This window comes from Acinetobacter sp. LCT-H3 (genome assembly GCF_001866125.1).
Lineage (GTDB): Bacteria > Pseudomonadota > Gammaproteobacteria > Pseudomonadales > Moraxellaceae > Acinetobacter > Acinetobacter schindleri.
On sequence record NZ_MODX01000012.1, the window covers coordinates 46,871 to 68,282 of the forward strand.

The window sequence follows — 21,412 nt, forward strand, 5'->3', positions numbered from 1 at the left end:
TCCTGATTAGTAGAAAAATGGCATGACGTAGGGAAAACCAAGCGCGACCAAGACCAACACGGCGACGAACCAGAAAATGAGCTTGTAGGTGGTGCGCACTTGCGGAATCGCGCACACCTCGCCCGGCTTGCAGGCTGCGGTCGGTCGGACGATGCGCCGCCAGGCAAAGAACAGTGCAACCAGCGCCGCGCCGATGAAGATCGGCCGATACGGCTCCAATACCGTCAGGTTGCCGATCCATGCCCCGCTGAACCCCAAGGCGATCAAAACCAGCGGCCCCAGGCAGCAGGCCGACGCAAGAATGGCGGCCAGCCCACCGGCGAAGAGCGCGCCGCGCCCGTTTTGTGGTTCAGACATACGCTTGTCCTTTCAAATTTGGTTTGGATAGCTTAAGCTTACTTCCGTAGTTATGTACGGAGTCAAGCGATATGCAAATTAATTTTGAGAATCTGACCATTGGCGTTTTTGCCAAGGCGGCCGGGGTCAATGTGGAGACCATCCGGTTCTACCAGCGCAAGGGCCTGCTGCCGGAGCCAGACAAGCCCTATGGCAGCATTCGCCGCTATGGCGAGGCGGATGTAACACGAGTGCGGTTCGTGAAATCGGCCCAGCGGCTGGGCTTTAGCCTGGACGAAATCGCCGAGCTACTGCGGCTGGAGGATGGCACCCATTGCGAGGAAGCCAGCGGCCTGGCCGAGCACAAGCTCAAGGATGTGCGCGAGAAGATGGCCGACTTGGCACGCATGGAGGCCGTGCTGTCTGAACTGATGTGCGCCTGCCATGCGCGGAAAGGGAACGTTTCCTGCCCGCTGATTGCGTCACTGCAAGACGGAACGAAGCTCGCTGCATCGGCGCGGGGGAGTCACGGGGTGACTACGCCTTAGCGTGCTTTATTTTCCGAATTCTGAGACGACCCCTAGATGCCTGGTCAAGACTGCATACTTGCAGTTTTGACCAAGCATCGGAATATAATTTTAAGCAATAAAAAAGCCAGTATAGAGCTGGCTTTTTTATTCAATGATCTTAAAAACAATATTATGTAGCAACTTCACAAAAAGATAATAATCAGCAGGTTACAGTGAGAAACCTAGATTAACTCGGCATCCTATTGTGAAAATCAATAGCAAAATCTGATTCAGATCGTGGTTCGGTATTGTAGAATTTGAAGCCTAAACATTTAACTTCCTTATAACCATGCTCTTTAACTTCATTTAAGAACTCAACATAGTTTTGTGAATCATCTTGATCTGCATCAAAAACAATTTGGCTTTCATCATCCAAACTAATCAATACTTCCTCTTTCCAAGTATCCTTTTCAAGCAAATGACCACCTTTAGGCTCAATTAAGCATTGATAGTACATTTCACTATTTTCAGCATCATTAATGATCAGCATGTAGTCAGGGCTGAATCTACGACCATCTTTAGGGCTAAACAACCAATAATCGAGTTCATTCCGTATCAGGTAAATCTCTGCACCCTTGTAGCGTGATTTAAGCTCGTCAATTTGAGTTGCAACAAACTTAACAAAGCGTTTTTCTTCACTTGTGCCATAGTTTTCACTGTAGGCGTACCAATCGGCAGTTTCAACATCAAACTGTAGATCGGGGTTGTCATGGCTTGACTGTGGTTTTGCACGTTCATCAGGTGCATGATCACTCGTTTCACCATCTGAATCTTGGATAGGGAACGAAACCAAGTAGATGTTCTTTTCTTGCTGAAAGATAGAGGATAGTGATTTAGGTCTAAAAATATGACTTCCTGTAATCTGTGGCATGTGCCGATCTATGGCTTTACGCACTTCGGGTAAAATCACACCGACCAATAATTGCAGTTTTTCATGCGCTTCAAGTTGGTTAATGTCCTTACCTTCTGAATACGAATATTTAATTTCATATAAAGGTAGATACTTTTCGATCAATTCATCAATACTTTTTATCCCAACAATGTGATTTTTCAGATGATTAAATCGAAAGAAATTGTTTTCTGCTGACATTAATGCCTTGCGGATAATTAACGGGGAAAAGTATTCATCGGTTAAATGAATGGTTTTATACTGAATCCCTGCCTGAATATTATTTTGCTCTTTATCCGTTAAACTTCTTGTATAAAGTCGGTAGGTACTGGCTTTGATTGGCACTGTTGCAAATAACCACGAATGGTAAGCTGAAGACTGTTTTAGCTAAAGGTGCAGCATATGAATCCTTTCCATGGTCGGCATTTTCAGGGCGAAATCATTCTTTGGGCTGTGCGCTGGTATTGTAAATATGGCATTAGCTATCGTGAACTGCAGGAAATGCTGGCCGAACGGGGTGTGAATGTTGATCACACGACTATTTACCGTTGGGTTCAACGTTATGCTCCTGAAATAGAAAAACGTTTACGCTGGTATTGGCGTAATCCTACAGATCTGAGCTCGTGGCATATTGATGAAACCTATGTAAAAGTGAATGGACGATGGTCTTATCTGTATCGTGCAGTCGATCAACGTGGCGATACCATTGATTTTTATCTTTCTTCTAGACGTAATACCAAATCAGCATATTGTTTTCTTGGAAAAATTTTAAATAATGTGAAGAAGTGGCAAATTCCACAAGTGATCAACACGGATAAAGCACCCACATATGGACGTGCTTTATCACGGTTAAAACGGGAAGGTAAATGTCCACCAGACCTTGAGCACAGGCAGATTAAGTATAAAAATAACGTGATTGAATGTGATCATGGCAAGCTAAAGCGGATCATCAGGGCCACATTAGGATTCAAATCTATGAAGACGGCTTATGCCACAATTAAAGGTATTGAAGTCATGCGTGCACTACGTAAAGGACAAGCATCGTCATTTTATTATGGTCAGCCTCAGGGTGAAGTGTGTCTAATCAACAGGGTTTTCGGTCTCTAAGTACTTTTTAAAGGGAACATCATCGACTCAAATCTCTATTTGCAACAGTGCCTAATTAAATCCCTTACAATTCAAATTTTTCAGCAACGACTTATCTTTGTTAAAATAGTATTAATTTATTTTTTTTAGGACAAACCTTAACAAAATTACAAATTTGTAATTTGGTTGTCATTTAGGTGTATATATCTAGGAATTAGTATATGAAGAAATTATTTTTTGGTCCAAGATATGATTAGATTCAATAATATATATATGAAGATTGTTTTAGTTATTTTTACTATAGTTTTTTCAACCAGTAGTTTTGCTGATGGGGGACTTCGTTTCTTAGAGAAAAATTTAGAAATAATTAACAATGAAAAAAGCAAAGGGTGTGAAGAGAATTAATTCAAAATTATAATGAAGCACATATAACTAGGAAAACTAAAAATTAGTTATTTTTAGTATGGTGTAACTAAGATTAATTAATTTTTTTAAATCGAATGATAAATATATTTATTGTTTTTAATTTATTCTTTACCATTTTCAAATTTTTAAATAGTCCGAAAAGACTATTTTAAACTTTAGGGTTACATATGCTCCTATACATAGGCAGGAATAAATATGCAACTTAGTATATTTGCAACAATAGTACTGGAAAGATTCATGTAATAATGCTTAAAATAACACTAAATATAAAAAAAATGGAAGAATAATTTACTAAGTTATTGTTTTTAATTTGATCCTTGTTTTATATGGGGGTGATAATAACTTCTGATTACTAGTTTTTACCTTAAATATACCGATTGAAAGATTCATTTAAAGGCTATGAATACATGAGTTTTACAGTTTGGCTAGGTCAGCATGAGTACTTTTCACAAGATTTAAGATCGACCATGAACGTGATTAAGTTATAGGGGATTGATGAAATAGTTTTTATGAATTTCTGGCTTTCTGGGCTGATTTTATCAAATTCATGTCTATGCAAAATTGCGACATATTTCTCGTGCTGGTAGTTATCCAGAGTTTGGTCTGCATCTATCCATAGTGCAGACCTTTTTTTGGTGACAGTTTTTTCTTAGTGATTTTCGATCTGGATGTAGTGATTTCACGTTTGCAGAATATATCTTAGCGGTGATCCATCTAATATTCGTGATTATAAAGAGAGCTAATTCACAGGTTCTACAGATTATGTAGCGACTAACTATATCAAAGTCTATTTGCAGTTGATGGTTGGCGCTTAGTTTATATTTACGCTTAGGTTTCAGTTAAAAAATCAATATTCTGTTGAATCCGTGATTGAATCATCTGTAGGGTAGATTCTCGAATTTGATGGGGATACAGGCGCTGCGCAATTTGACTAAATTGAAGTGCAATTTCACGCATGGTCAAGATGATCTCATCGACTTCTAGAGTAGTCAGATTAGCTTCTGAAGTACCGAGTTTATGTATGTCATTTCGGGAAATATTGAGCGCTTCTCCCATAATGTCCATTTGATGATAACCACCTGGACCCTCGCAGAAGGTCACATCATAGGCTGGAGCCAATTTCCATTGACCATTTTTCTCCATGAGAAATGAAAAGTTCTTAGTATGGTCATCCCGATTATTGAAAAGCACATTAAACACAGCACGTTTAAAAGCATGCAATCTTTCTCGTACATCTTGCGTACACATCAAGGTTGCCCGGAGAAAATTGCGATAGTCTAGGCTACCTGGAACTTTATAGTCTGCTCCTGTATATGCAGCCAAACTCTGCATTGGAATCCGCATACCATTTTGACGATCGAATCGTTTAGAAGCAAAAGCCGTTAAACCATTGGGCAAATTAAAGAAATGGGTATCTGGAGTCTCAATTGCACAAAGTCGCAAACATTCTGCATAGACGGCTTCAATGGCGCAGACTTCAGGATGCTCTTGCTGAGCAGGAAACTTAATCAGCCAGGCTTCATGTTGATCAGAATCTTGAGTCGAAAACTCTAAATTGACAGGATCTCGGTAAACCAACGCTTTTGGTCTGGCACCTTGAGGGGAGCCACCCATGACCAATAAATGCTGTAGAAATTCACCACCTTCACCTTTGAGTACTTCTTGAACTTCCTGGGCCAGTTGTTGTAAAGGGATATTTTCTGAGGTTTGCATGTCAGCAACACAAGGTTCAAAGGAGAGGGCACCCATTGCGTGACTACTAATATAGGTCAGACGCTCCAAAGGTCCAATTCGTGCTGAATTTAAGCCAATTTTTTTGAAATATCGATCCATCAACATCATGCCCCAACCATCTGGTAAAGCGTCATAGACTGGACCTGGGAGTCCCATTTGATGAGTAGGAAAACCTTGTCTGAATGGTAGACCTTTTAAAGGCAGCAAGTAAGAAGAGAGCTCAACACCTTGCTGTATTGCTTCTGGACTATATTCAAAAGCAATGGTGGGTCTACCTGTCGTGGCTGTTGAACTAATCAGCGTTCCCCATAACCATGATTCGCCCCAACCGTTGTAATAAACATTAAGTCTATTGAGCATTATCCCTTCCTCTTAATACGGTGGCGCTTACTTTGACTCTCATAGCGAAGAATGTCATTCACACTGTTAAGCTGAGGTTTAAATAGTTCCTGAAGTTCGTTTAATCGACCCAAGACCATTGCAATACGGACTAAATTTTCAACAGATACATTTCGTCCCGCTTCAAGATTCGAAACTGTATTCACGCCGACACCAGCGCGTGCTGCTACCTCAGCTTGAGACATCTCCAGAAAGAGTCGTTGCTTACGTAAACGCTCACCTAAAAGAGTCACAACTTCTTCTGGTTTAGTGAAATATAAATCCATTAAATTGGGTCTTAAGAATGAATAATTTAATTAAATCACAAAATAATGGAATTAATCTATAGCTATAGTGTGGCTAAGGAGGGCTTTGTTGCACAGCACATCAGAAGGGTAGGTATAGTCCTTGGGTATCGGTTACAGAAAATCATCAGGATGTACTTTGACTGATTGTTGATACGGAGATTTCAGTATTTTCATTTTTCCTAATAGGTCACATTACTTAGAAAGGGTTCTTCGAAAATTAGTTCATACTTTAAAAATCCTATAAATATTGAGGATATTTTCTTAATGCTTTCAATATAGCATGCGGCTATATGTAACTCGAACGGGCTTAATCTGCCTTTCAGTATAAATTTTTTGGGCGTGAGAGGGGAGAGGTGTGAGGGCAAGCAATTTATATCGTGGATACTTCTAAATTACTTATGTAATAGAAGGTGGTAAACATGGATTTAGAGGTAATAACACTAAATATAAAAAAATTGGAAGAATAATTTATTAAATTATTGTTTTTATGTGGTTATTGGTGATGTTATGAATAATAATAACTTTTTTCTTGATGAATTTTACCTAAAAAAATTGATCAGATAATTTTCTTTAAATGTCATGCATACATAAATTTGACAGTTTGAAGGGATCGGTATGTGCATTTTTCACAAGGTTAAAGATCGACCATAAATGTGATAAACGGCAGAGGATCATTGAAAAATGAATGGATTTAAACACTACATGTATGCACGAAAAAAAGTATCGCTGCGGTTCTGCTGACAGGCTGTATTGAGCATTGAATGCAAATGATGTAGTAATTGTCTACAGGCTATAGGACCAGCATGAAGAAGAATGAAATGTAGTTGCCAATTTATAACCTTGGTTGAAAAGCATAGCATTGTTATTCGGAGAAGTGAGGTAAGCCATCCTTCTCTTATTCATTTAAAATGATTCTTACTCAACTGATCTCGACTCATGGGCTGGTTCCAATTAGACGGATAATAACTTCCATCCCCTATCTTTTTCTTACCACATTTCTTGCATTTAATCCCTTCTTTGGAGATTTGATTCAGCATCACTGTTGTCGGTTGAATCAAATCAATGACATAGTTCGTTGGTTCAGGAAAAGTAAGCGTCCGCTGAACCCCATGCCTATTTTTTAATTTTGGTCGGATTTCCAGCGGTGTGGCAGTAATTCTTCTATTTGGGTCACTTTATGTGTCGGCAGCCTTTTCAGCACATCACTGAGATAGGCATACGGATCCAGGCCATTCAGCTTTGCTGACTGGATTAAAGTCATGATATTTGCCGCTCGCTGACCACTACGCAGTGACCCAGCAAACAGCCAGTTCTTGCGCCCCAAGGCCCAAGGACGCATCTGGTTTTCCAACCAGTTATTGTCAATTGGCAAATTGCCATCATCCAGATAGCGGCTTAAGGCTGGCCAACGCTTCAGAGTGTAATTGATGGCCTTGGCGGTGGCAGAACTCGATGGCACCGTCAGATGATGTTGGTTGAGCCATTCATACAGTTGTTGCATGACCGGTTGACTATGCTGTTGCCGGTATTCGCGGCGGTGTTCTGCTGTACCGTCGGTCTTTTTCCTGAGTTCTGCTTCTATGGCATACAGTTTCTGAATCAGCACTAAGGCCTGTTCAGCGACCTGACTTTTCCCGGTCACATGCAGTTCATGGAATTTACGACGCGCATGTGCCATGCAGCCCACTTCAATGACCTGGCCTGATCTAAAGCGTGCTTTATAACCACTGTAATCATCACAGACCAGATGACCCTGCCAGCCTTTCAGGAACTCTTCAGCATGCTGACCAGAACGGCTATCTTGAAATTCATAGATCACCGCCTGAACTGGATTGTACTGTGTGGTGGCATAGGCCCAGACATAACCTTTCTTCGGTTTTTTCTCATCATCACCCATCTGCATGATGGTGACCGGTGTTTCATCTGCATGCATCACCTGCTGTTGCAGCACCACCTGTTTTAAGGCATTGGCCAGAGGTTCAAGTTCCACACCACAGCGACCAATCCAGTCAGATAATGTGGATCTGGACAGATCAACACCTGCGCGTAGAAAGATCAGGCGCTGACGGTACAGCGGCAAATGATCGGCATACTTCGATACCAGCACATGGCTGAGCAATTCAGGTGAAGCAATGCCTTTATCAATCACATAGGCGGGCATCGCTTGCTGAGTCAGGGTGTCGCACTGATCACAGACCCATTTGCCACGGACATGCTGTTCCTTGTAGAATTGTGCCGGTCTGAAATGCAGTTTTTCACTGATATCTTCGCCGATACGACGTAACTGGCAGCCACAACTGCATTGGGTTGATGCAGGTTCATGCTCAATACGGATGGTGTGTAGATGATCGGGCAGCAGTCGACGTTTAGGTTTGTTGACTGTGGCTTTCTGTGTCGCTGCATCGGTTTTATCTGCATTTAATCGTTCTAATTCCAGATCAACGGCTGCGATATCTTCTTCGACCGCTTCGTCCCATAGATGGATTTGTTTTGCGGTGAGATGTTCGTTTTTACTGCCGAATTTATGCTTTTTAAACAGCGCCAGTTCATGCTCGTATTTTTGATTGAGAATAGAAAGATGCTGAACTTTGGCATCCAATTGCTGGTTTGATTTTTCTAATTCTTGATTTGATTGTGCCAGAGACTGATGCTGCAGCGCCAACTGTCTGGTGAATTCCAGCAGTTGTTCATGGGTCAGTTGGCTTAAGTCAGGCAGCGTATTCATGACCGCAGTATGCCTGAGGTCATGAGAAGAATGAAATAGAACGTTTGGAGAATAGCAGAATGGAACAGTCTGGTTTAAAGCATCGTCACCACCTGCTGTCGTCCAATGCGCTGCCAAGGTAAACCCTGGATCAGTGCCTGTAACTGTTCCGGACTGATCGCCATGCTTTCACCCTGGTGAACCTGCGCCCAGTGGAATTTTCCCTGTTCCAGCCGCCGGGCACACAGCCAGATGCCCAGTCCATCATGTACCAGCACTTTCATGCGATGGCCACGTTTATTACAGAACAGGTAAGCACAATGCGGTTTAATGTAGCCAAAGGCTCTCACCACCTGAGCCATGATAGTATCCATCCCTGCTCGCATATCCAGAGGTTGGGTAGAAAGCCAGATTTCATCAATGCGGATCATGTTGCAAGTGCCTTGAGTAATTCTGCTAAAGCAGATATTTCTGATACTTGCCATTTCAAGCCAATTTCTACTTTTGAGTGGGGTAAAGTAATTTGAACCTTTAACATGTTAGTAGGAGTAGGATCTAATGGTGCAGAGCAAGATAAGGCAATAAATGCAGGTTTATTCGGTAGTGGTGAGCGATCATTCCCTGGCTTAGCATCAATTAAGCGAATCCATTTGGATACAAGATTTGTATTCAATCCATGTTGCAAAGCGACCGAAGCAATTGAAACGTCCGGTGCTTTACAAGCCTGAACGATCTGCTGTTTAAATTCAGCACTGTATGTTCTTCGTTTTTTCGCAAGAGATGCGATGGATGTCTGGTGATTTGTAGTCATAAATTTTAGTCCCCACTTGTTTTTAAGTGGGGACTAAATTAAGGCTTATAGGATGAATTCAGAAGGTGTGTTCAGCGGACGCTTACCAGGAAAAGCAGAAGAGGCTGCTTTATTGCAAAAGAGAACATTCGGATCAAATGGATTGGATTGCACAAAAGCCATGATACAGCCACAGAGTAATTCACCTGCATGTAATCTGTAACATCCATTCAGGTCATCAGACGAAGATTAATCTGAAATTTAAGCACTAAACGCCATAAATCTATGTATGGGCAGACTTTTTTGAGACATATGTTGATAAACATGCGGCAAGTTACATTGCTTAAAAGTCTATCTAAGTTAACGATCTATTCAATTCTGGATAAGTAATCTGAATATTACGATCCTAAATTACCCGAAGAGTATTAAGATTTCTAAGAATCGTGATTGTTGGTTCATTTGGGAAATTAATCAGTGGATTGAAGCAAAGATGATGGCTCATTAAGGATTGTGGGCTTCGACTACTTAAATTTTAGGTATTTTGAATAAAGCATATTTCAAAAATCTTAATTAATGGATTTAAATTACCATAAAAACCTTCAATATTGGCTTGAATCCATTGTTGTTGAGAGTCAATGCGAGACCAATCAATACCATAACCACAATGAGCAATCAGATGCTCAAAGAAAATCCGTTGTGTACGTCCATTACCTTCACGGAATGGGTGTATGACATTAAGCTCACAATACAAGTCGGCAAGTTGAGGAATCAGTTGTTGTGGTGCTAAGCCTTGAAAGTATTTTTTTTCTTGAAGCGGTTTGAGTAGTTTATTGGTTTCAATTTCAATACGGGAAAAATTACAAAAACGGGTGTCACCTTTGGAAATATCGATTTGTCTTAACTTTCCTGCCCAGTCGTATAAGTCGCCAAAGAGCTGCGCATGAATTGATTTTAAGTATTGTAAGTCGTAAGGTGGTTCAGCATATTCAATTAAGTTACTTGCCAATCCAGACAGTTCTAGTTCAGCTTGTTCTAAAATTTGTTCATCATGAATATTGAGTTTGTTCTTTAGGATATTTGTGCCAGGGTAACAATACAGGCTGTCACCCATTTCCCCATATTTATCCATACATGCACCTGACTAAGTTTCGGGTTGCGAATACTTCTTATATTTTTGCAAGATTTCAGCTTTACTTTGTTGAGTTGTTTGAGCTGTCGTTGTAATGCCTTCAAGCTTTAGGCTGGCTTGATAGTTTTGCGCACGTGTCGCTTGAATATATTTTTTTTTCTGTTCAGTGGTTCTGAGCATTTCGAAACTCCATTGATGCTACACGTGAAGTAAGTATAGCAGAGAATCTTTTTGATCAATGCTGCATACACAGCATTTCAAAATGTAATACAACGGTATTGTTTCATGTAATAACAGAAAACTAAAAAAAATTGGAAGAATATTTGAAATTTAGATCAACTTTAATAAGAAAAACCTATGTAGTTGTTGATAATTGTAATTTTAAGAAGATTTGATTGATTAATTAAATGAATTTTCATATACAAAGATATGCTCATTTTTTATATCGATAAAAATGTTAAAATTTGCCTATTTAGTAAAAAATATAGAGATTTTTATGGGGCAATTTATCATGCCCTTTTGCTTTGACCGACCAAATGTTCTGCTTGAGATAGTAAAAATTAACTCAGAACTACTAAAAATCAAAAAGATTAAACAGAGTCAGAAAGTAGTAGTACAGGCAAAGTTCAAAGTAATCTACGTCAAAATTTGGCAAAAAATCTTGCTATTGATGCAAACGGAGCCTGGCTTACGTGTGCATTCTAATTATGTTGCAATCTTACAGTTGATACATAATCTTGATGATTTTATCGAAAAATCACAGCAACACTTGTGCTTTGAAAGGAAAGCTCAGAAAGAGCTGGATGCTAAATTTTTTGCTCGATTTTTTAAGCTAACAAAGAATCCAATAAAAGATCAACTTTTACAAAATTGTTTAGATCGTAATGAATTTAGACAATGCAATGTGATAAAAAATTAAGCGAAAATGAATATGCCGAAGATTGACGCAGAAGAGCACTTTTTAGATTTAGCAGAAAAATTCCAAAAAGATTATTGTCTGTTACATGATGATGTTGTGAATACACAATTTATTGATCTATCAGATGATTTGTATAAAGAAGTCTACGCGCTATACAAATTAGCACAACAAATTTATAGCTATATATCAGGCTCCAGACAGATCGGTAAGTATTCTTTTTTGGCTGCTTTGAGTTATTTTTCATGTCCGAATATTAGTAATACTCAAGAGTTGTCGTCTGTACGTTATTTGATTTTGCAAGCGAGTTTTTTAACATATCGGCAGTATCAAGAATTTGCAAAAATTGATAAAGCTGAGAATAAGCAAAAACATGTTTGTGATCTCTTTCGCTATGTCTCACGATATGTTCTGGATTCTAATCATGCTGAATTATTTCAAGAATGCAGTGAGCTACTAAATCGCTATGTCATGTACGAACGTAACTTGAAAAAGGAGGATCGTAATCAACTTTTTAATATTAAAGATTTCAAACAAGTACAAGCCATAGAGTATTTATCGGCTCTATTAATAATTTTTAAAAGACTAGATGATCGTCGTGTAGTTCATCGTCAGCGTAAGTCAAAAAAAAGCAAAGTTTTGAAATGGCCCACTAAAAATGAACTCAAAAAATTTCGTGAAATAAAATCAGGTAAGCATGAAGATATCGGACATAACGCAAAGATCAGTTTTTATGATGCCTCTCTTCACAAAGATGAAGATCGTGAAATTGAGTTATTGGACACTGAAGTAGAATTATACTCTGAAGATGAAAAAACTAAAAATTTTAATCATTTAATTAGTGATTATGCTGCGTATTACACGCGGCATCGCCAACGCCGTCATGCGCCATTTATTACAAATCCACATTATTTGGCGCCAGATATACTGAAGCAAATTGTTTATGTGTTGAGAACTGAGTTAAATAGGGACTGGAATGATGCTGCAATCGCTGCAGCATGTTTATTGTCACTTTTGACGGGATTATCACCCGTCGCACTGATGGATTTTAACGAGCTTATTCAAGATGGAATTTTGATCCAAAATGGTTCAAGTAGACGTCGCGAATATTTACTCAAATTAAATCTTAAAATTACAGAGCAGAAGATTAAGAGCTTAAATGATGAGCGATGGAATGAAGTGATGACACATCAACTACATTTACCTTCTGCTTGGTTTGACTATATAGAACAAGCATCGAATCCAATAATTTCTTCAACAGACATTAATACAAAACTTAAGAATTGGCTTGATAATCGGTTTGTAGGTTCGATCACTGTTGAAAAACTGCAGGCTCAATTATATTTTCATATATATTATGAAACATATAATGAATATCTAGCTCATGTAATTGCTGGGCGGGATAGTCAGCATCACATGCCTGGTATCTATTATGGAGGGCTACCGAAAGCTCAACTCAGTAGCACATATCTAGCCTTTGTAGAAACAGCACTTACACATTCCTCGCAATTTACTGAAGAACTCAAAATATTGCGACAACAATTCAAAGTGCAATCTGCCTTAGCTCTAGGAAGGATAGGGAGCCAACTGGCACTTGAACCCAGTTTTGTGAAAGAGCAATTTGCTTTTTTACATAAACATTGCCAAGAAAATATTCAAAAAGATCAACATATCATTAATCAACTGAATGCATACGCATGTTGGATGTGGCATATCAGCTTGTTGAGTTTGGCAAGTCGGCCTAAAGAAAACCTGTTGGGGAATTTGGATGATTATTGTGTTGAGCTCAAGCTTTTATATGTAAACGATAAAAGAAATAGTAAAGCAAGAAAAGATGGTCGTTTTATCCCATTATCTGATTTTTTCATAAAAACACTGCAAAATTACACAGTCTTTTTAGAACAAATTATTGAAGCGTACGGTTCGTTTTTTAGACAAGTCTTTGCAAAGAAAATTACTGTAAATGATCTTTTTGGCAAGGTCATTGATAGTAAAGATATCTTGCCGATAACTGTCAAAGAGTGGCAGAGCAGAAAAATTAAGTTAATCCCTTTATCTCGAAACTGGGTAAATTTATATATGGAAGGAATCTTTCCAAAGAATATGTATTCGAATTGGTTACGTCATTTTGATATGAATTTTTTGATGTATGCAGAAGAAAAAGAAGAAAAAGAAGAAAAAAAAGAAGAAAAAACTGCTTTAGCATTCCATTTAATACAGGCTCTTTATGGTCATGACCAACGTGACCGAGAGGCTTTTCATCCGCATTCTTCACTTATTCCGAATGTCTATGTACAGCAAGCCCGCCAGCAATTGCAAGATAATGTCAAATTTTTATCGATTAAACACTTAGAGCGAAAATAGTTGTATGCAAAAAATCAAAGAACTAATAAAACCGCAACTAGATGATCTATTTGTTGATATTCATAAATTGGTGAAAAAGTCGCTAGATAGACAGCCTTCTTCACCTGAAGTATTGACGAAAGACATGCAGCAAAAACTTGATCAGCAGATCGCTGAAAAATGGCATGACATTAAAGATAGTGTTGATTATTTGAGTCAAAAGTTGAGCCGAGACGAACAATCAAAACTGATGCAATTTACTGAAGATGAATTTAATAAAAGAAGGAGGCAATTCAACCAGAATGTAGATAAAAAATCATACAGAATTAAGCTAAATCCACATACGAAACGGATAGTACTGCCTAGAAAAATTGAGAGTACAGAGTCACGATTAAAACACGGGCATCTACATATTCTGGTAGTCAAGGAATTAAGGCAGTATTGGCAAGATTCATTTGAATATTGGGATGAACCGAAGTACTTATGGGGAAATTTATGCTTAAGTTTTATATATATTTCAGGCTGTGCAGATGAACAGCATTTGATTACTATTCAGAAACAATTGCAGGATGCCATTGAGCTTGGTACAGATCTGAATTGTTTTCGGTTATACCATTCTGATTATCAAAAGATCACTAATCCATTGTTACTACATTATCGTGTTGAAAACTCTCAATATGGCAACGATGTAGAACAGGGAAAGTTGTACAAATGGAAACATGTTTTTTTTAACCCATATGCGCAGTTCATTTTACAATATTTAAAAAAGTTGAAAGCCACTCAGAAAGAATTTCGTCTGCAACATTCAGTTGAAGATTGTATTTTAGAAAGCTTGAGTAAGATAGGCAGGAAAAAAAGTCTTGGGGATCTGCAATATCAAATTAAACGCCGTGGATTTCGTGCATTTAATGATGTGCAAATGGTACTCGAATTTAATCCAAACCTTAGCCTTGATATATTTTTGAGTAATGTGCTTCAGCAAGAGATTAATACTGTCGCTTTAAGGCCATCCGAATTTAGATTGCTGTGGAATAATGATTACAATCAAGTCACAGAACAAGAGAGTCGCCCTATTCATTTTGAACAAGAGCAGTTACATCCGGAAGTTCCGACTGCTCAAAGCAAATTACAAACGATTCCGTATGAGTTGATGTTGTTTGATCAAAAGAAACGTAAAGGTCAAAAAGTTGAGCGTTTAGATAAAAAGAGGAATAAAGAAGAACGCACGCTACGTTTTTGGCAAGAAACCAGAAGGGTGTTAGAGGAGAAGATAGTTGATGCTAATACGGAGGAAAAGTCTTTAATTGATGCTCAACTACGCTTAATTGAATGGTTAATGCATTTAAAAAAACGAGGGCTTCAATTATCAACTATTGAAAGCTACTTAGGATCGTTTGGCAAAGAATTTATATTTGAGATTTGGCTCAATAAATTAGATTTAAAGCAACAATCCATAGATGACTATGAGGATTTATATCGGCAGCTATTGAAATACAGCAGTGAACGTGATGAAAAAGCAGTTCAACGAGATTCGGTGAAAGGAAAAACCTCTCGTAAGATGCACCAAAGCGCAGAATACCGTTTTGGTCGCCTAAAAGATTTTCATCAATTCTGTATAGAGAATTATGATGCTCCAGGGGTATTGGTGTTACAGAATTCAAGTTTTAAGCATTTACAAATTTGCAATGCACGGCTAGTGAGTCCTTTGCTATTTGGCAAATTATTGGAAAAACTAGAAAATTTAAGTCAAGAGCCAACGGCATCAGAGTGGGTCGATCATCTGAGTTGTTTAAAGCTGATGTATTTACTAAGTTATAGAACTGGACTTCGATTAAATGAAGTTCGTTGTCTTAAAATACAAGATATTATTTGCCCAGAGCTACTTTATAAAGAAAAAGAAAATACAGTTTTTAATAATATCACGCTTCATATCCAAGACAATTCATATCGCCGTCTGAAAACGCGAAGTGCGAATCGTCAAATACCATTGAAAATTGCATTGTCAGAACATGAGTTTTTAGTAGTACAACGTTACATACAACATCGTTATGAGCAATATTTGGTTAATCAGCAGGATGATCTACTTTTTAGTGTGAATCATCGTGTATTAACTGATCAATGTATCAGCAAAATTACAGTAGATTTGTTTAGTCAAATATTAGGTATGCATCATGGCTTTAGTTTTCATACATTACGCCACAGTGCTGCTAACTATCTAGCAATAACTTTGCTCGGTTCAAAAGAAATGATCAAGACCTACACAGATTGTCCTTGGGTAAAAGCAAAAAAGATGAGGGATTTATTGTTTGGTATGAAAGCACGTGCTCAAGAAGAGATTATTCAACATAAATGGCAGGTGCTCGCCTCTTGGATGGGGCATAGCAGTATTGAGCAAACGGCTTCAAATTACCTTCATGTTTTGGATTTATTAGCAGTCGATCGAATTTATAATTCGCCGTGTATCATTTCAAAAAAAGTATTAGAACAGTGTTTTAGTCCAGTGAAGTCAAGTACAGACTACATAAACCTAAATCGTTATACTCAGCAGCAGAAATGGTTTAATTCTTATCAGCAAACACAGCCAGTTACGATGGCTGGCCGACAAGAAAAGAAGTTTAGTATAGAGAAGAGTACTCTGACACCTTTTCAACGTTTGATAAGTTTTAGAGAAGGTCGTTTAAGCGAAGATACCCAAGCTCAAGAATGGATGCAACGATGTCAATGGATGAGCACTAAATGGATGGATCGCCAAAAATTTAATTTAAAAACGAATTATGTTTATAGTAAGAATTTAGAAGAGAGTTGGTTTGATGAACTTTACGAAAAGGCTAAAAAACTGACTCGTCCAGATGAAATAATTCCTCTCCTTGATTTTCATTATAAAGATGATAGGCAGCAAGATGCACTGAAAGAAAAGAACATGGTTAAGGCGCTTAAAATATTATTATTATTTGGAAAACTGCGTAAGAATTTTCTACATTTTCAATGCCGAATGAAAGGTGATGAGCAACAAATTGTTAATTTTATTACTGGTATAGAGCCAATGTTAGGAGATCATCTGTATTTAGAAAAACAAAACTACCCAGTTAATTTGGATGCTCCTGAGCGAACCGTTAAATTTAGTTTTCAAAGAGTTGTCGGCTCTAACAAAAAAAATGTTACTCCGCTGGTTATATTTAATTTAATGTTAAAAATGATGCAAAAAGATGAACTCTGGATCAAATAGCCTAAGCATGTTAAAGGGGAATTGTTTAGAAATTTCCCTGTTTATAAGTAAACTGCCTTTATGAAAAGCACCATGCTGACTTGGATTAATAAGCGGAATGTAGTATCACAGTTTGATCGCTGGATTTACGAAAATGGTGTGAAGATTAGCGGTATGGTAAATCGATGAGCTAAAGTGTTGTAGTCCAAACTCGATCTGACAATTACCCATTTTTTAGTGTGCCCGTCAGGTTAAATTTGAACTGAATTTTTCTCAGCCCAAATTCATTTCCAATCAAGTTATGTTTCAAGTGGCGTGCGAACACTGCACAATTTAATTCACGGTGCCTAAGACAGGTATCAACTTCGGACCAGCCATTCTAGCTTTGCTAATGATTTCCACCAGCTCATCATAAGTCAGTTCAAACTTATCCTCACTATCAAATACATAGACCATATTCTTGCCTTCATGTTCAGGTGGAGTAGGTGGTACAAATCGTTTCGGGATAAGAATTTGTGCGAGTTGTTCGTCAGTTAATTTAAATAAGTGCATGTTTTTATCCTACTCTTGGTAAGTCAGACCATTTGGTTAAATACGAAGGTGATCTAAGGTTTTGATTCATGTGCCATGTGGCTTCTTTATTGTTGGCAATGCCTAGCGTGACGAGATTCTTCCCAAACCGTTCACTGATGGCTTCGATGGCATCTGAAAGCCTTTCTCGCTCTTGCTTATGTGAATAGTCCGTGAATAGATCGGGCACAAACTTGGATTGATCTGTAATTTCGAGCAGCACGATTCCCGCCTTTTTATACTTAAAGCCTTTCTTAAATATCTGATCGATGCCTTTCATCGCGGCCTTGGTGATGAGCAGTAGATCATCCGTATGCTCATGCATTTGAACGACGATGTAAGGCGAGTAGCGCTCTGTATTATCAAAGCGACTGGTTTGGATATACACGCCGATCATCTTGCAGATTGAGCCATCTTCCCGCATTCGTTTCACGGCTCTGGCCACATAAAGCCGAACCGAAGCTTTAATGTCATCCATTTCATACACTGGGTTGCCATATGAACGGCTGCTGATGATTTGCTTCTTCGCTACAGTATCATCACTAAGGTCAATACAAGAAAGGCCCTGTAGCTCAAGCACCGTCTTTTCCATCACGATACTAAACTGCTTTTTGATTTCTTTAGGATTGGCATTGATCAGATCCAGCACAGATTGAACACCCATAGTATTGAGCTTCTTACAGTTCTGTCTGCCTACGCCCCAAACCTCAGACACATCAACCTGCGCGAGTAGCGTTTCTGTAGAGCATGGGTCCATATGGGCCAGATTACAGACCCCATTGAAGAACTTGTTTTTCTTGGCGAGATGATTGGCAATCTTGGCTTCGGTTTTAGAGCGACCAATTCCAATACAGCAGGGTAGGCCTAACCAACGCCAAGCCTTAGCCCTCATGTCTTGAGCATATACAGTCAGGTCAAATAGATGCTCGTAAGCTGTGAGCTTCAGAAAGCATTCATCAATGGAATAGACCTCTTGATCTCCTGGTGCAACATAGTCCCCAAGCAGCTCCATAAAGCGCTTGGACATTTCGCCATATAAGGAGAAATTACTGGATAGCACCTGAATGTTATGTTGTTTGATCAGCTCTTTAATTTGGAATACAGGAACACCCATCTTGATGCCTAAGTCTTTCGCTTCCTGGCTTCTGGCCACGGCACAGCCGTCATTGTTGCTGAGCACAATGGTTGGGCGATCATTCAAGGCAGGATTAAACACACGCTCACACGAGACGTAGCAATTATTCACGTCGACTAACGCGAATATTTCATTTTCACTTTGCATGGTTATTCTTCTTTTTATGAGCGGTGATAAATACGCTTTAAATTAAAAGTCACCACACCCCAGATTGATATGGTCTGACTATCATCAGGAATGATGTGATTGTAATTCGAATTTTCAGCCTTCAACCAAAGTTCTGGAAGCGGATAATCTTCATCTCCAAATATTTCTTTGATTTCAGACTTGGACATCTTATTGGTGATCATCAGCCGCTTAATGGTCGAGGCATTGTCATCAATCAGGGCAACCACGATATCGTAATGCTTGGCTTCAATACTGCGATCAATAATGATTGGATCATTAATCTCTAGGCCAGCATCGAGCATGGATTCACTGTCTACATAGGCAATAAAAGTAGAAATAGGGTTGTGAATCAGGAACTCATTCAGATCGAGTGCTTTGTCTTGCTCATCCTTGGTGCTGAAGGCCGGACCTGCAGGAATACGCTCTAAAGAGACGGGAATAGATACTTTGGATTTGGGTAGGACAGCAGTAAGCCCTAATTTTTCAACAAGCTCATTTTGAACAGCGATTTGTTCAAGCACGGTGTTGATGGTAGGACTTGGTTTACCCTCTGGACCCATGAGCTCTTGTAAAGATGACCATGCGTCGTCAGAGAAGTAAATAGGCAACTTCTTAGACATGAGATACTCCTACGCTACGAGGCGTGTTTGGAAGTAGAATTTGTTTAAATAGGATATTACTAACAGCGTTTAAAATTCAAATTTAAAAAGTTGTGGATAAACAAGGATGCGTCAGAATAAGACGTTTTGTTTCTGCTCATCGCGTGGAAATGTGACGAATTCATCGGGCATTTGAAAGAAATATTCATGCGCATGTTCATGATCGGCTGTTAGCCAGTCTTTTCTGTACTGTTCTGGAATAACGATGATGGATCGCTTCTCATCCTTCGGTGCATGGAATTGTTTCATAAAAGGGTGATGGTCCGAATTGATGGTCAACATTGAAAAGGAACGTACCTTATTGCCATTAATCACTGCATCATCATAGATCCCTGCAACAGTAAAAGGCTGATCATCTTTACGCTTGATGGTGTACCAGTGTGGCTTGCCATTGATGTATTTCGGCTCATAAAATTCTTGTACTGGGACTAGGCAGAACTTGCTGTACTTCCAAGCATGTCGAAAGCTAGGCTTATCTGCTACAGACTCAGTTCTGGCGTTATAAGTATGACTGCTGAACTTCAATTCTTTCGCCCAGCTCGGTAGTAATCCAAACTTTGCAATATCAAGCTCTAAGTGATCTGAGCCGTTCAGAATGATTGGAGCATGATAGGAAGGGAATACATGATCCTTAAGCTCAAGATCAAACTGGCTTGTATCGACACCTAAGAGTGTCAAATTTCTTTTATTTGGAAATAGGTAATTTGAGCACATAGCCTGATCACATAACTAAAGAATTTATCTGAAATTGTATACGATGCTTTATGGAACACATGGGATTTATGGTGTCAGTTCAAGTAGGTTATATGAAAAAAGTCATGATGGGGCGAGTTACATTTTCAGTTAAAGTATGACTTATGGGATGCAAAACTACGTTGGGCGTGAAGTCATAAAAAAATTAATCAGGATTTTGCATAAATAGTGCGCCGTAAGGCGCATTATTTTTAAGGAAGGTTTGTATTACTCGACAATATATAACTTATGTTTTTTCTTCGGGGGCTCAACTTTAGCTAAAGCATCAAATGTTAATTGATTAAAATCTTCTTCAGAGATTCCAATTTCATCAAGCATTTTATTTTTATCAAAAGATGGTTGTGAGGCTAAAACAGAGATAATTTTGGGCAACATCAAACTCTCATCTCGATGAGTTTCTTCAGGTTCATTAATGTTGTAGCCCAACGAATTGATCTTTATAGAGTTACTACGATTAACCCAATCACTAACTAATCCCAGCTTGTGAGCTTTATAGTTAATAGCCTTCAGGGATGTTCGCCAAATCTTTTTATACTCAATCATATTTTCTAGTGAAAAATAGCGTGGAGCAGTAGAAAGAAATGCATCTGTTGGCATTAAAAATTCAGATGAAAATTGATCCGCTTCAGTTTCGAGAACACGATTATCTTTCTCGACACGAATTTTTTTGTTATGCGTATGCATAACGATATGACCAAGTTCGTGTGCACAATCGAAGCGGGCTCTTTCGGCAGACTTAAATGTATTTAGAAATATGAAAGGGCTACCACTTTCATCATCAAAAAAAGATAGTGCATCAATTTCTCGAATTTCAGTCGGTAATCTAAAGACACGGATTCCCTTTAGCTCACACAACGAAACAATGTTATTAATAGGTTGATTACCTAAAGCCCATAAACCTCTCAACTCTGACGCTAGGTGATCGGCATACTTAGATTCACCCAAAAACTCAGTAATATCTAAATCAGGACGGTGAAAAGTAGGTAACTTTACTTTCTGATTTAAGTACTTGTTAATATTTATTGCTAAAAGAGTATATGCCTCATTAGCTTTTCTATGCTGTGCTTTAATACGAGCAACCGATCTATAGAAGATTTGGTCTGTTTCATGTGGTTGTGTGTCATTACCTGCAAAGAATGACTTGGGTAAATTTAATACACGGCATATATCATCTTGATCATTTTCATTGATTTCTTTATCCACGTCTAAAAGTTGCTTTACCTTAGAGATAGAGCAACTCAATTTTTCTGCGAAATCGGTATTGCTAAGTCCTCGTAATTCTTTAGCAATACGTAAACGATCTTTATTAAACAC

The 21,412-nt window shown here is 38.7% G+C and carries 19 protein-coding genes and 1 pseudogene; 5 read left to right on the forward strand and 15 right to left on the reverse strand.

The features are described 5' to 3' along the window. Window positions 1-6: 6 nt before the first annotated feature. A complete protein-coding gene (gene merT / locus BK820_RS08215; RefSeq protein ID WP_001294659.1) occupies window positions 7-357 on the reverse strand; it encodes a mercuric ion transporter MerT in 351 nt (116 codons plus the stop codon). 71 nt (window positions 358-428) lie between these two features. Between merT and merR the strand changes: the two genes are divergently transcribed. Then, on the forward strand, window positions 429-884 hold the full coding sequence (gene merR, locus BK820_RS08220; RefSeq protein ID WP_001166626.1) for a mercury resistance transcriptional regulator MerR: 456 nt from the start codon (window positions 429-431) through the stop codon (window positions 882-884). A 208-nt stretch (window positions 885-1,092) separates the two neighbouring features. Here the strand turns inward: merR and BK820_RS15485 are convergent, their stop codons facing one another. Further along, window positions 1,093-2,139 carry an HI_1054 family type III restriction endonuclease gene (locus BK820_RS15485; RefSeq protein WP_228277112.1) on the reverse strand — a complete coding sequence of 349 codons (1,047 nt, stop codon included), beginning with the start codon at window positions 2,137-2,139 and terminating at the stop codon, window positions 1,093-1,095. Window positions 2,140-2,196: 57 nt separating this feature from the next. On the opposite strand from BK820_RS15485, the gene BK820_RS08230 reads away from it, so the two are divergent. Continuing rightward, window positions 2,197-2,901 carry an IS6-like element IS1006 family transposase gene (locus BK820_RS08230; RefSeq protein WP_001067784.1) on the forward strand — a complete coding sequence of 235 codons (705 nt, stop codon included), beginning with the start codon at window positions 2,197-2,199 and terminating at the stop codon, window positions 2,899-2,901. 1,233 nt (window positions 2,902-4,134) lie between these two features. On the opposite strand, the gene BK820_RS08235 is transcribed toward BK820_RS08230, so the two are convergent. From BK820_RS08235 to BK820_RS08265, 8 genes and pseudogenes are all read right to left on the reverse strand, one after another. After that, window positions 4,135-5,400 (reverse strand): type II toxin-antitoxin system HipA family toxin, encoded by a 1,266-nt coding sequence (locus BK820_RS08235; protein WP_000934717.1) that lies wholly within the window; start codon window positions 5,398-5,400, stop codon window positions 4,135-4,137. Further along, a complete protein-coding gene (locus tag BK820_RS08240; protein WP_000366814.1) occupies window positions 5,400-5,705 on the reverse strand; it encodes a helix-turn-helix domain-containing protein in 306 nt (101 codons plus the stop codon). The genes BK820_RS08235 and BK820_RS08240 overlap by 1 nt, the downstream gene beginning before the upstream one ends. 920 nt (window positions 5,706-6,625) lie before the next feature. Further along, window positions 6,626-6,814 (reverse strand): annotated as a pseudogene (locus BK820_RS15820) (hypothetical protein); the annotation flags it as partial. 32 nt (window positions 6,815-6,846) lie between these two features. Next, window positions 6,847-8,451, reverse strand: a complete 1,605-nt coding sequence (tnpC, locus tag BK820_RS08245) for an IS66 family transposase (RefSeq protein ID WP_071320619.1) — start codon at window positions 8,449-8,451, stop codon at window positions 6,847-6,849. Window positions 8,452-8,525: 74 nt separating this feature from the next. Then, window positions 8,526-8,861 carry an IS66 family insertion sequence element accessory protein TnpB gene (gene tnpB / locus BK820_RS08250; RefSeq protein ID WP_004691519.1) on the reverse strand — a complete coding sequence of 112 codons (336 nt, stop codon included), beginning with the start codon at window positions 8,859-8,861 and terminating at the stop codon, window positions 8,526-8,528. Then, a complete protein-coding gene (gene tnpA / locus BK820_RS08255; protein WP_071320620.1) occupies window positions 8,858-9,241 on the reverse strand; it encodes an IS66-like element accessory protein TnpA in 384 nt (127 codons plus the stop codon). Before tnpA ends, tnpB begins: the two co-directional genes overlap by 4 nt. A 511-nt stretch (window positions 9,242-9,752) precedes the next feature. Then, window positions 9,753-10,349, reverse strand: a complete 597-nt coding sequence (locus BK820_RS08260; RefSeq protein ID WP_004658347.1) for a putative adenosine monophosphate-protein transferase Fic — start codon at window positions 10,347-10,349, stop codon at window positions 9,753-9,755. 12 nt (window positions 10,350-10,361) lie between these two features. Next, the gene (locus BK820_RS08265; protein ID WP_002125865.1) at window positions 10,362-10,529 is read right to left on the reverse strand and encodes a YhfG family protein; all 168 of its coding nucleotides are present in this window, start codon (window positions 10,527-10,529) and stop codon (window positions 10,362-10,364) included. 274 nt (window positions 10,530-10,803) lie between these two features. On the opposite strand from BK820_RS08265, the gene BK820_RS08270 reads away from it, so the two are divergent. Genes BK820_RS08270 through BK820_RS08280 form a run of 3 tightly spaced genes read left to right on the forward strand, consistent with a single transcriptional unit; the run spans window position 10,804 to window position 16,834 of the window. Then, window positions 10,804-11,268, forward strand: a complete 465-nt coding sequence (locus BK820_RS08270) for a hypothetical protein (protein WP_171066967.1) — start codon at window positions 10,804-10,806, stop codon at window positions 11,266-11,268. Window positions 11,269-11,280: 12 nt separating this feature from the next. After that, window positions 11,281-13,629 carry a hypothetical protein gene (locus BK820_RS08275; RefSeq protein WP_071320621.1) on the forward strand — a complete coding sequence of 783 codons (2,349 nt, stop codon included), beginning with the start codon at window positions 11,281-11,283 and terminating at the stop codon, window positions 13,627-13,629. A gap of 4 nt (window positions 13,630-13,633) precedes the next feature. After that, a complete protein-coding gene (locus BK820_RS08280) occupies window positions 13,634-16,834 on the forward strand; it encodes a tyrosine-type recombinase/integrase (protein ID WP_071320622.1) in 3,201 nt (1,066 codons plus the stop codon). A gap of 312 nt (window positions 16,835-17,146) precedes the next feature. Here the strand turns inward: BK820_RS08280 and BK820_RS08285 are convergent, their stop codons facing one another. From BK820_RS08285 to BK820_RS08305, 5 genes are all read right to left on the reverse strand, one after another. Beyond that, window positions 17,147-17,365, reverse strand: a complete 219-nt coding sequence (locus BK820_RS08285) for a hypothetical protein (protein ID WP_000550047.1) — start codon at window positions 17,363-17,365, stop codon at window positions 17,147-17,149. 4 nt (window positions 17,366-17,369) lie between these two features. Beyond that, window positions 17,370-18,665, reverse strand: a complete 1,296-nt coding sequence (locus BK820_RS08290) for a Y-family DNA polymerase (RefSeq protein WP_001190354.1) — start codon at window positions 18,663-18,665, stop codon at window positions 17,370-17,372. Between the two features lie 14 nt (window positions 18,666-18,679). Next, on the reverse strand, window positions 18,680-19,306 hold the full coding sequence (locus tag BK820_RS08295) for a LexA family protein (RefSeq protein ID WP_000038641.1): 627 nt from the start codon (window positions 19,304-19,306) through the stop codon (window positions 18,680-18,682). 111 nt (window positions 19,307-19,417) lie between these two features. Next, window positions 19,418-20,059, reverse strand: coding sequence for an SOS response-associated peptidase (locus BK820_RS08300; protein WP_002046584.1), 642 nt, complete (start codon window positions 20,057-20,059; stop codon window positions 19,418-19,420). A gap of 246 nt (window positions 20,060-20,305) precedes the next feature. After that, window positions 20,306-21,412 carry an ImmA/IrrE family metallo-endopeptidase gene (locus BK820_RS08305; protein WP_000482094.1) on the reverse strand — a complete coding sequence of 369 codons (1,107 nt, stop codon included), beginning with the start codon at window positions 21,410-21,412 and terminating at the stop codon, window positions 20,306-20,308.

What these genes read in the sequence shown, in the direction of transcription:
- BK820_RS08260 (WP_004658347.1), bottom strand. Translation starts at nt 10,349, where the DNA reads ATGGATAAATATGGGGAAATGGGTGACAGCCTGTATTGTTACCCTGGC.
- BK820_RS08275 (WP_071320621.1), top strand. Translation starts at nt 11,281, where the DNA reads ATGCCGAAGATTGACGCAGAAGAGCACTTTTTAGATTTAGCAGAAAAA.
- tnpA (WP_071320620.1), bottom strand. Translation starts at nt 9,241, where the DNA reads ATGACTACAAATCACCAGACATCCATCGCATCTCTTGCGAAAAAACGA.
- tnpC (WP_071320619.1), bottom strand. Translation starts at nt 8,451, where the DNA reads ATGAATACGCTGCCTGACTTAAGCCAACTGACCCATGAACAACTGCTG.
- BK820_RS08230 (WP_001067784.1), top strand. Translation starts at nt 2,197, where the DNA reads ATGAATCCTTTCCATGGTCGGCATTTTCAGGGCGAAATCATTCTTTGG.
- BK820_RS08295 (WP_000038641.1), bottom strand. Translation starts at nt 19,306, where the DNA reads ATGTCTAAGAAGTTGCCTATTTACTTCTCTGACGACGCATGGTCATCT.
- tnpB (WP_004691519.1), bottom strand. Translation starts at nt 8,861, where the DNA reads ATGATCCGCATTGATGAAATCTGGCTTTCTACCCAACCTCTGGATATG.
- BK820_RS08285 (WP_000550047.1), bottom strand. Translation starts at nt 17,365, where the DNA reads ATGCACTTATTTAAATTAACTGACGAACAACTCGCACAAATTCTTATC.
- BK820_RS08280 (WP_071320622.1), top strand. Translation starts at nt 13,634, where the DNA reads ATGCAAAAAATCAAAGAACTAATAAAACCGCAACTAGATGATCTATTT.
- BK820_RS08290 (WP_001190354.1), bottom strand. Translation starts at nt 18,665, where the DNA reads ATGCAAAGTGAAAATGAAATATTCGCGTTAGTCGACGTGAATAATTGC.
- BK820_RS08270 (WP_171066967.1), top strand. Translation starts at nt 10,804, where the DNA reads ATGTTAAAATTTGCCTATTTAGTAAAAAATATAGAGATTTTTATGGGG.
- merR (WP_001166626.1), top strand. Translation starts at nt 429, where the DNA reads ATGCAAATTAATTTTGAGAATCTGACCATTGGCGTTTTTGCCAAGGCG.
- BK820_RS08300 (WP_002046584.1), bottom strand. Translation starts at nt 20,059, where the DNA reads ATGTGCTCAAATTACCTATTTCCAAATAAAAGAAATTTGACACTCTTA.
- BK820_RS08235 (WP_000934717.1), bottom strand. Translation starts at nt 5,400, where the DNA reads ATGCTCAATAGACTTAATGTTTATTACAACGGTTGGGGCGAATCATGG.
- BK820_RS08265 (WP_002125865.1), bottom strand. Translation starts at nt 10,529, where the DNA reads ATGCTCAGAACCACTGAACAGAAAAAAAAATATATTCAAGCGACACGT.
- merT (WP_001294659.1), bottom strand. Translation starts at nt 357, where the DNA reads ATGTCTGAACCACAAAACGGGCGCGGCGCGCTCTTCGCCGGTGGGCTG.
- BK820_RS08240 (WP_000366814.1), bottom strand. Translation starts at nt 5,705, where the DNA reads ATGGATTTATATTTCACTAAACCAGAAGAAGTTGTGACTCTTTTAGGT.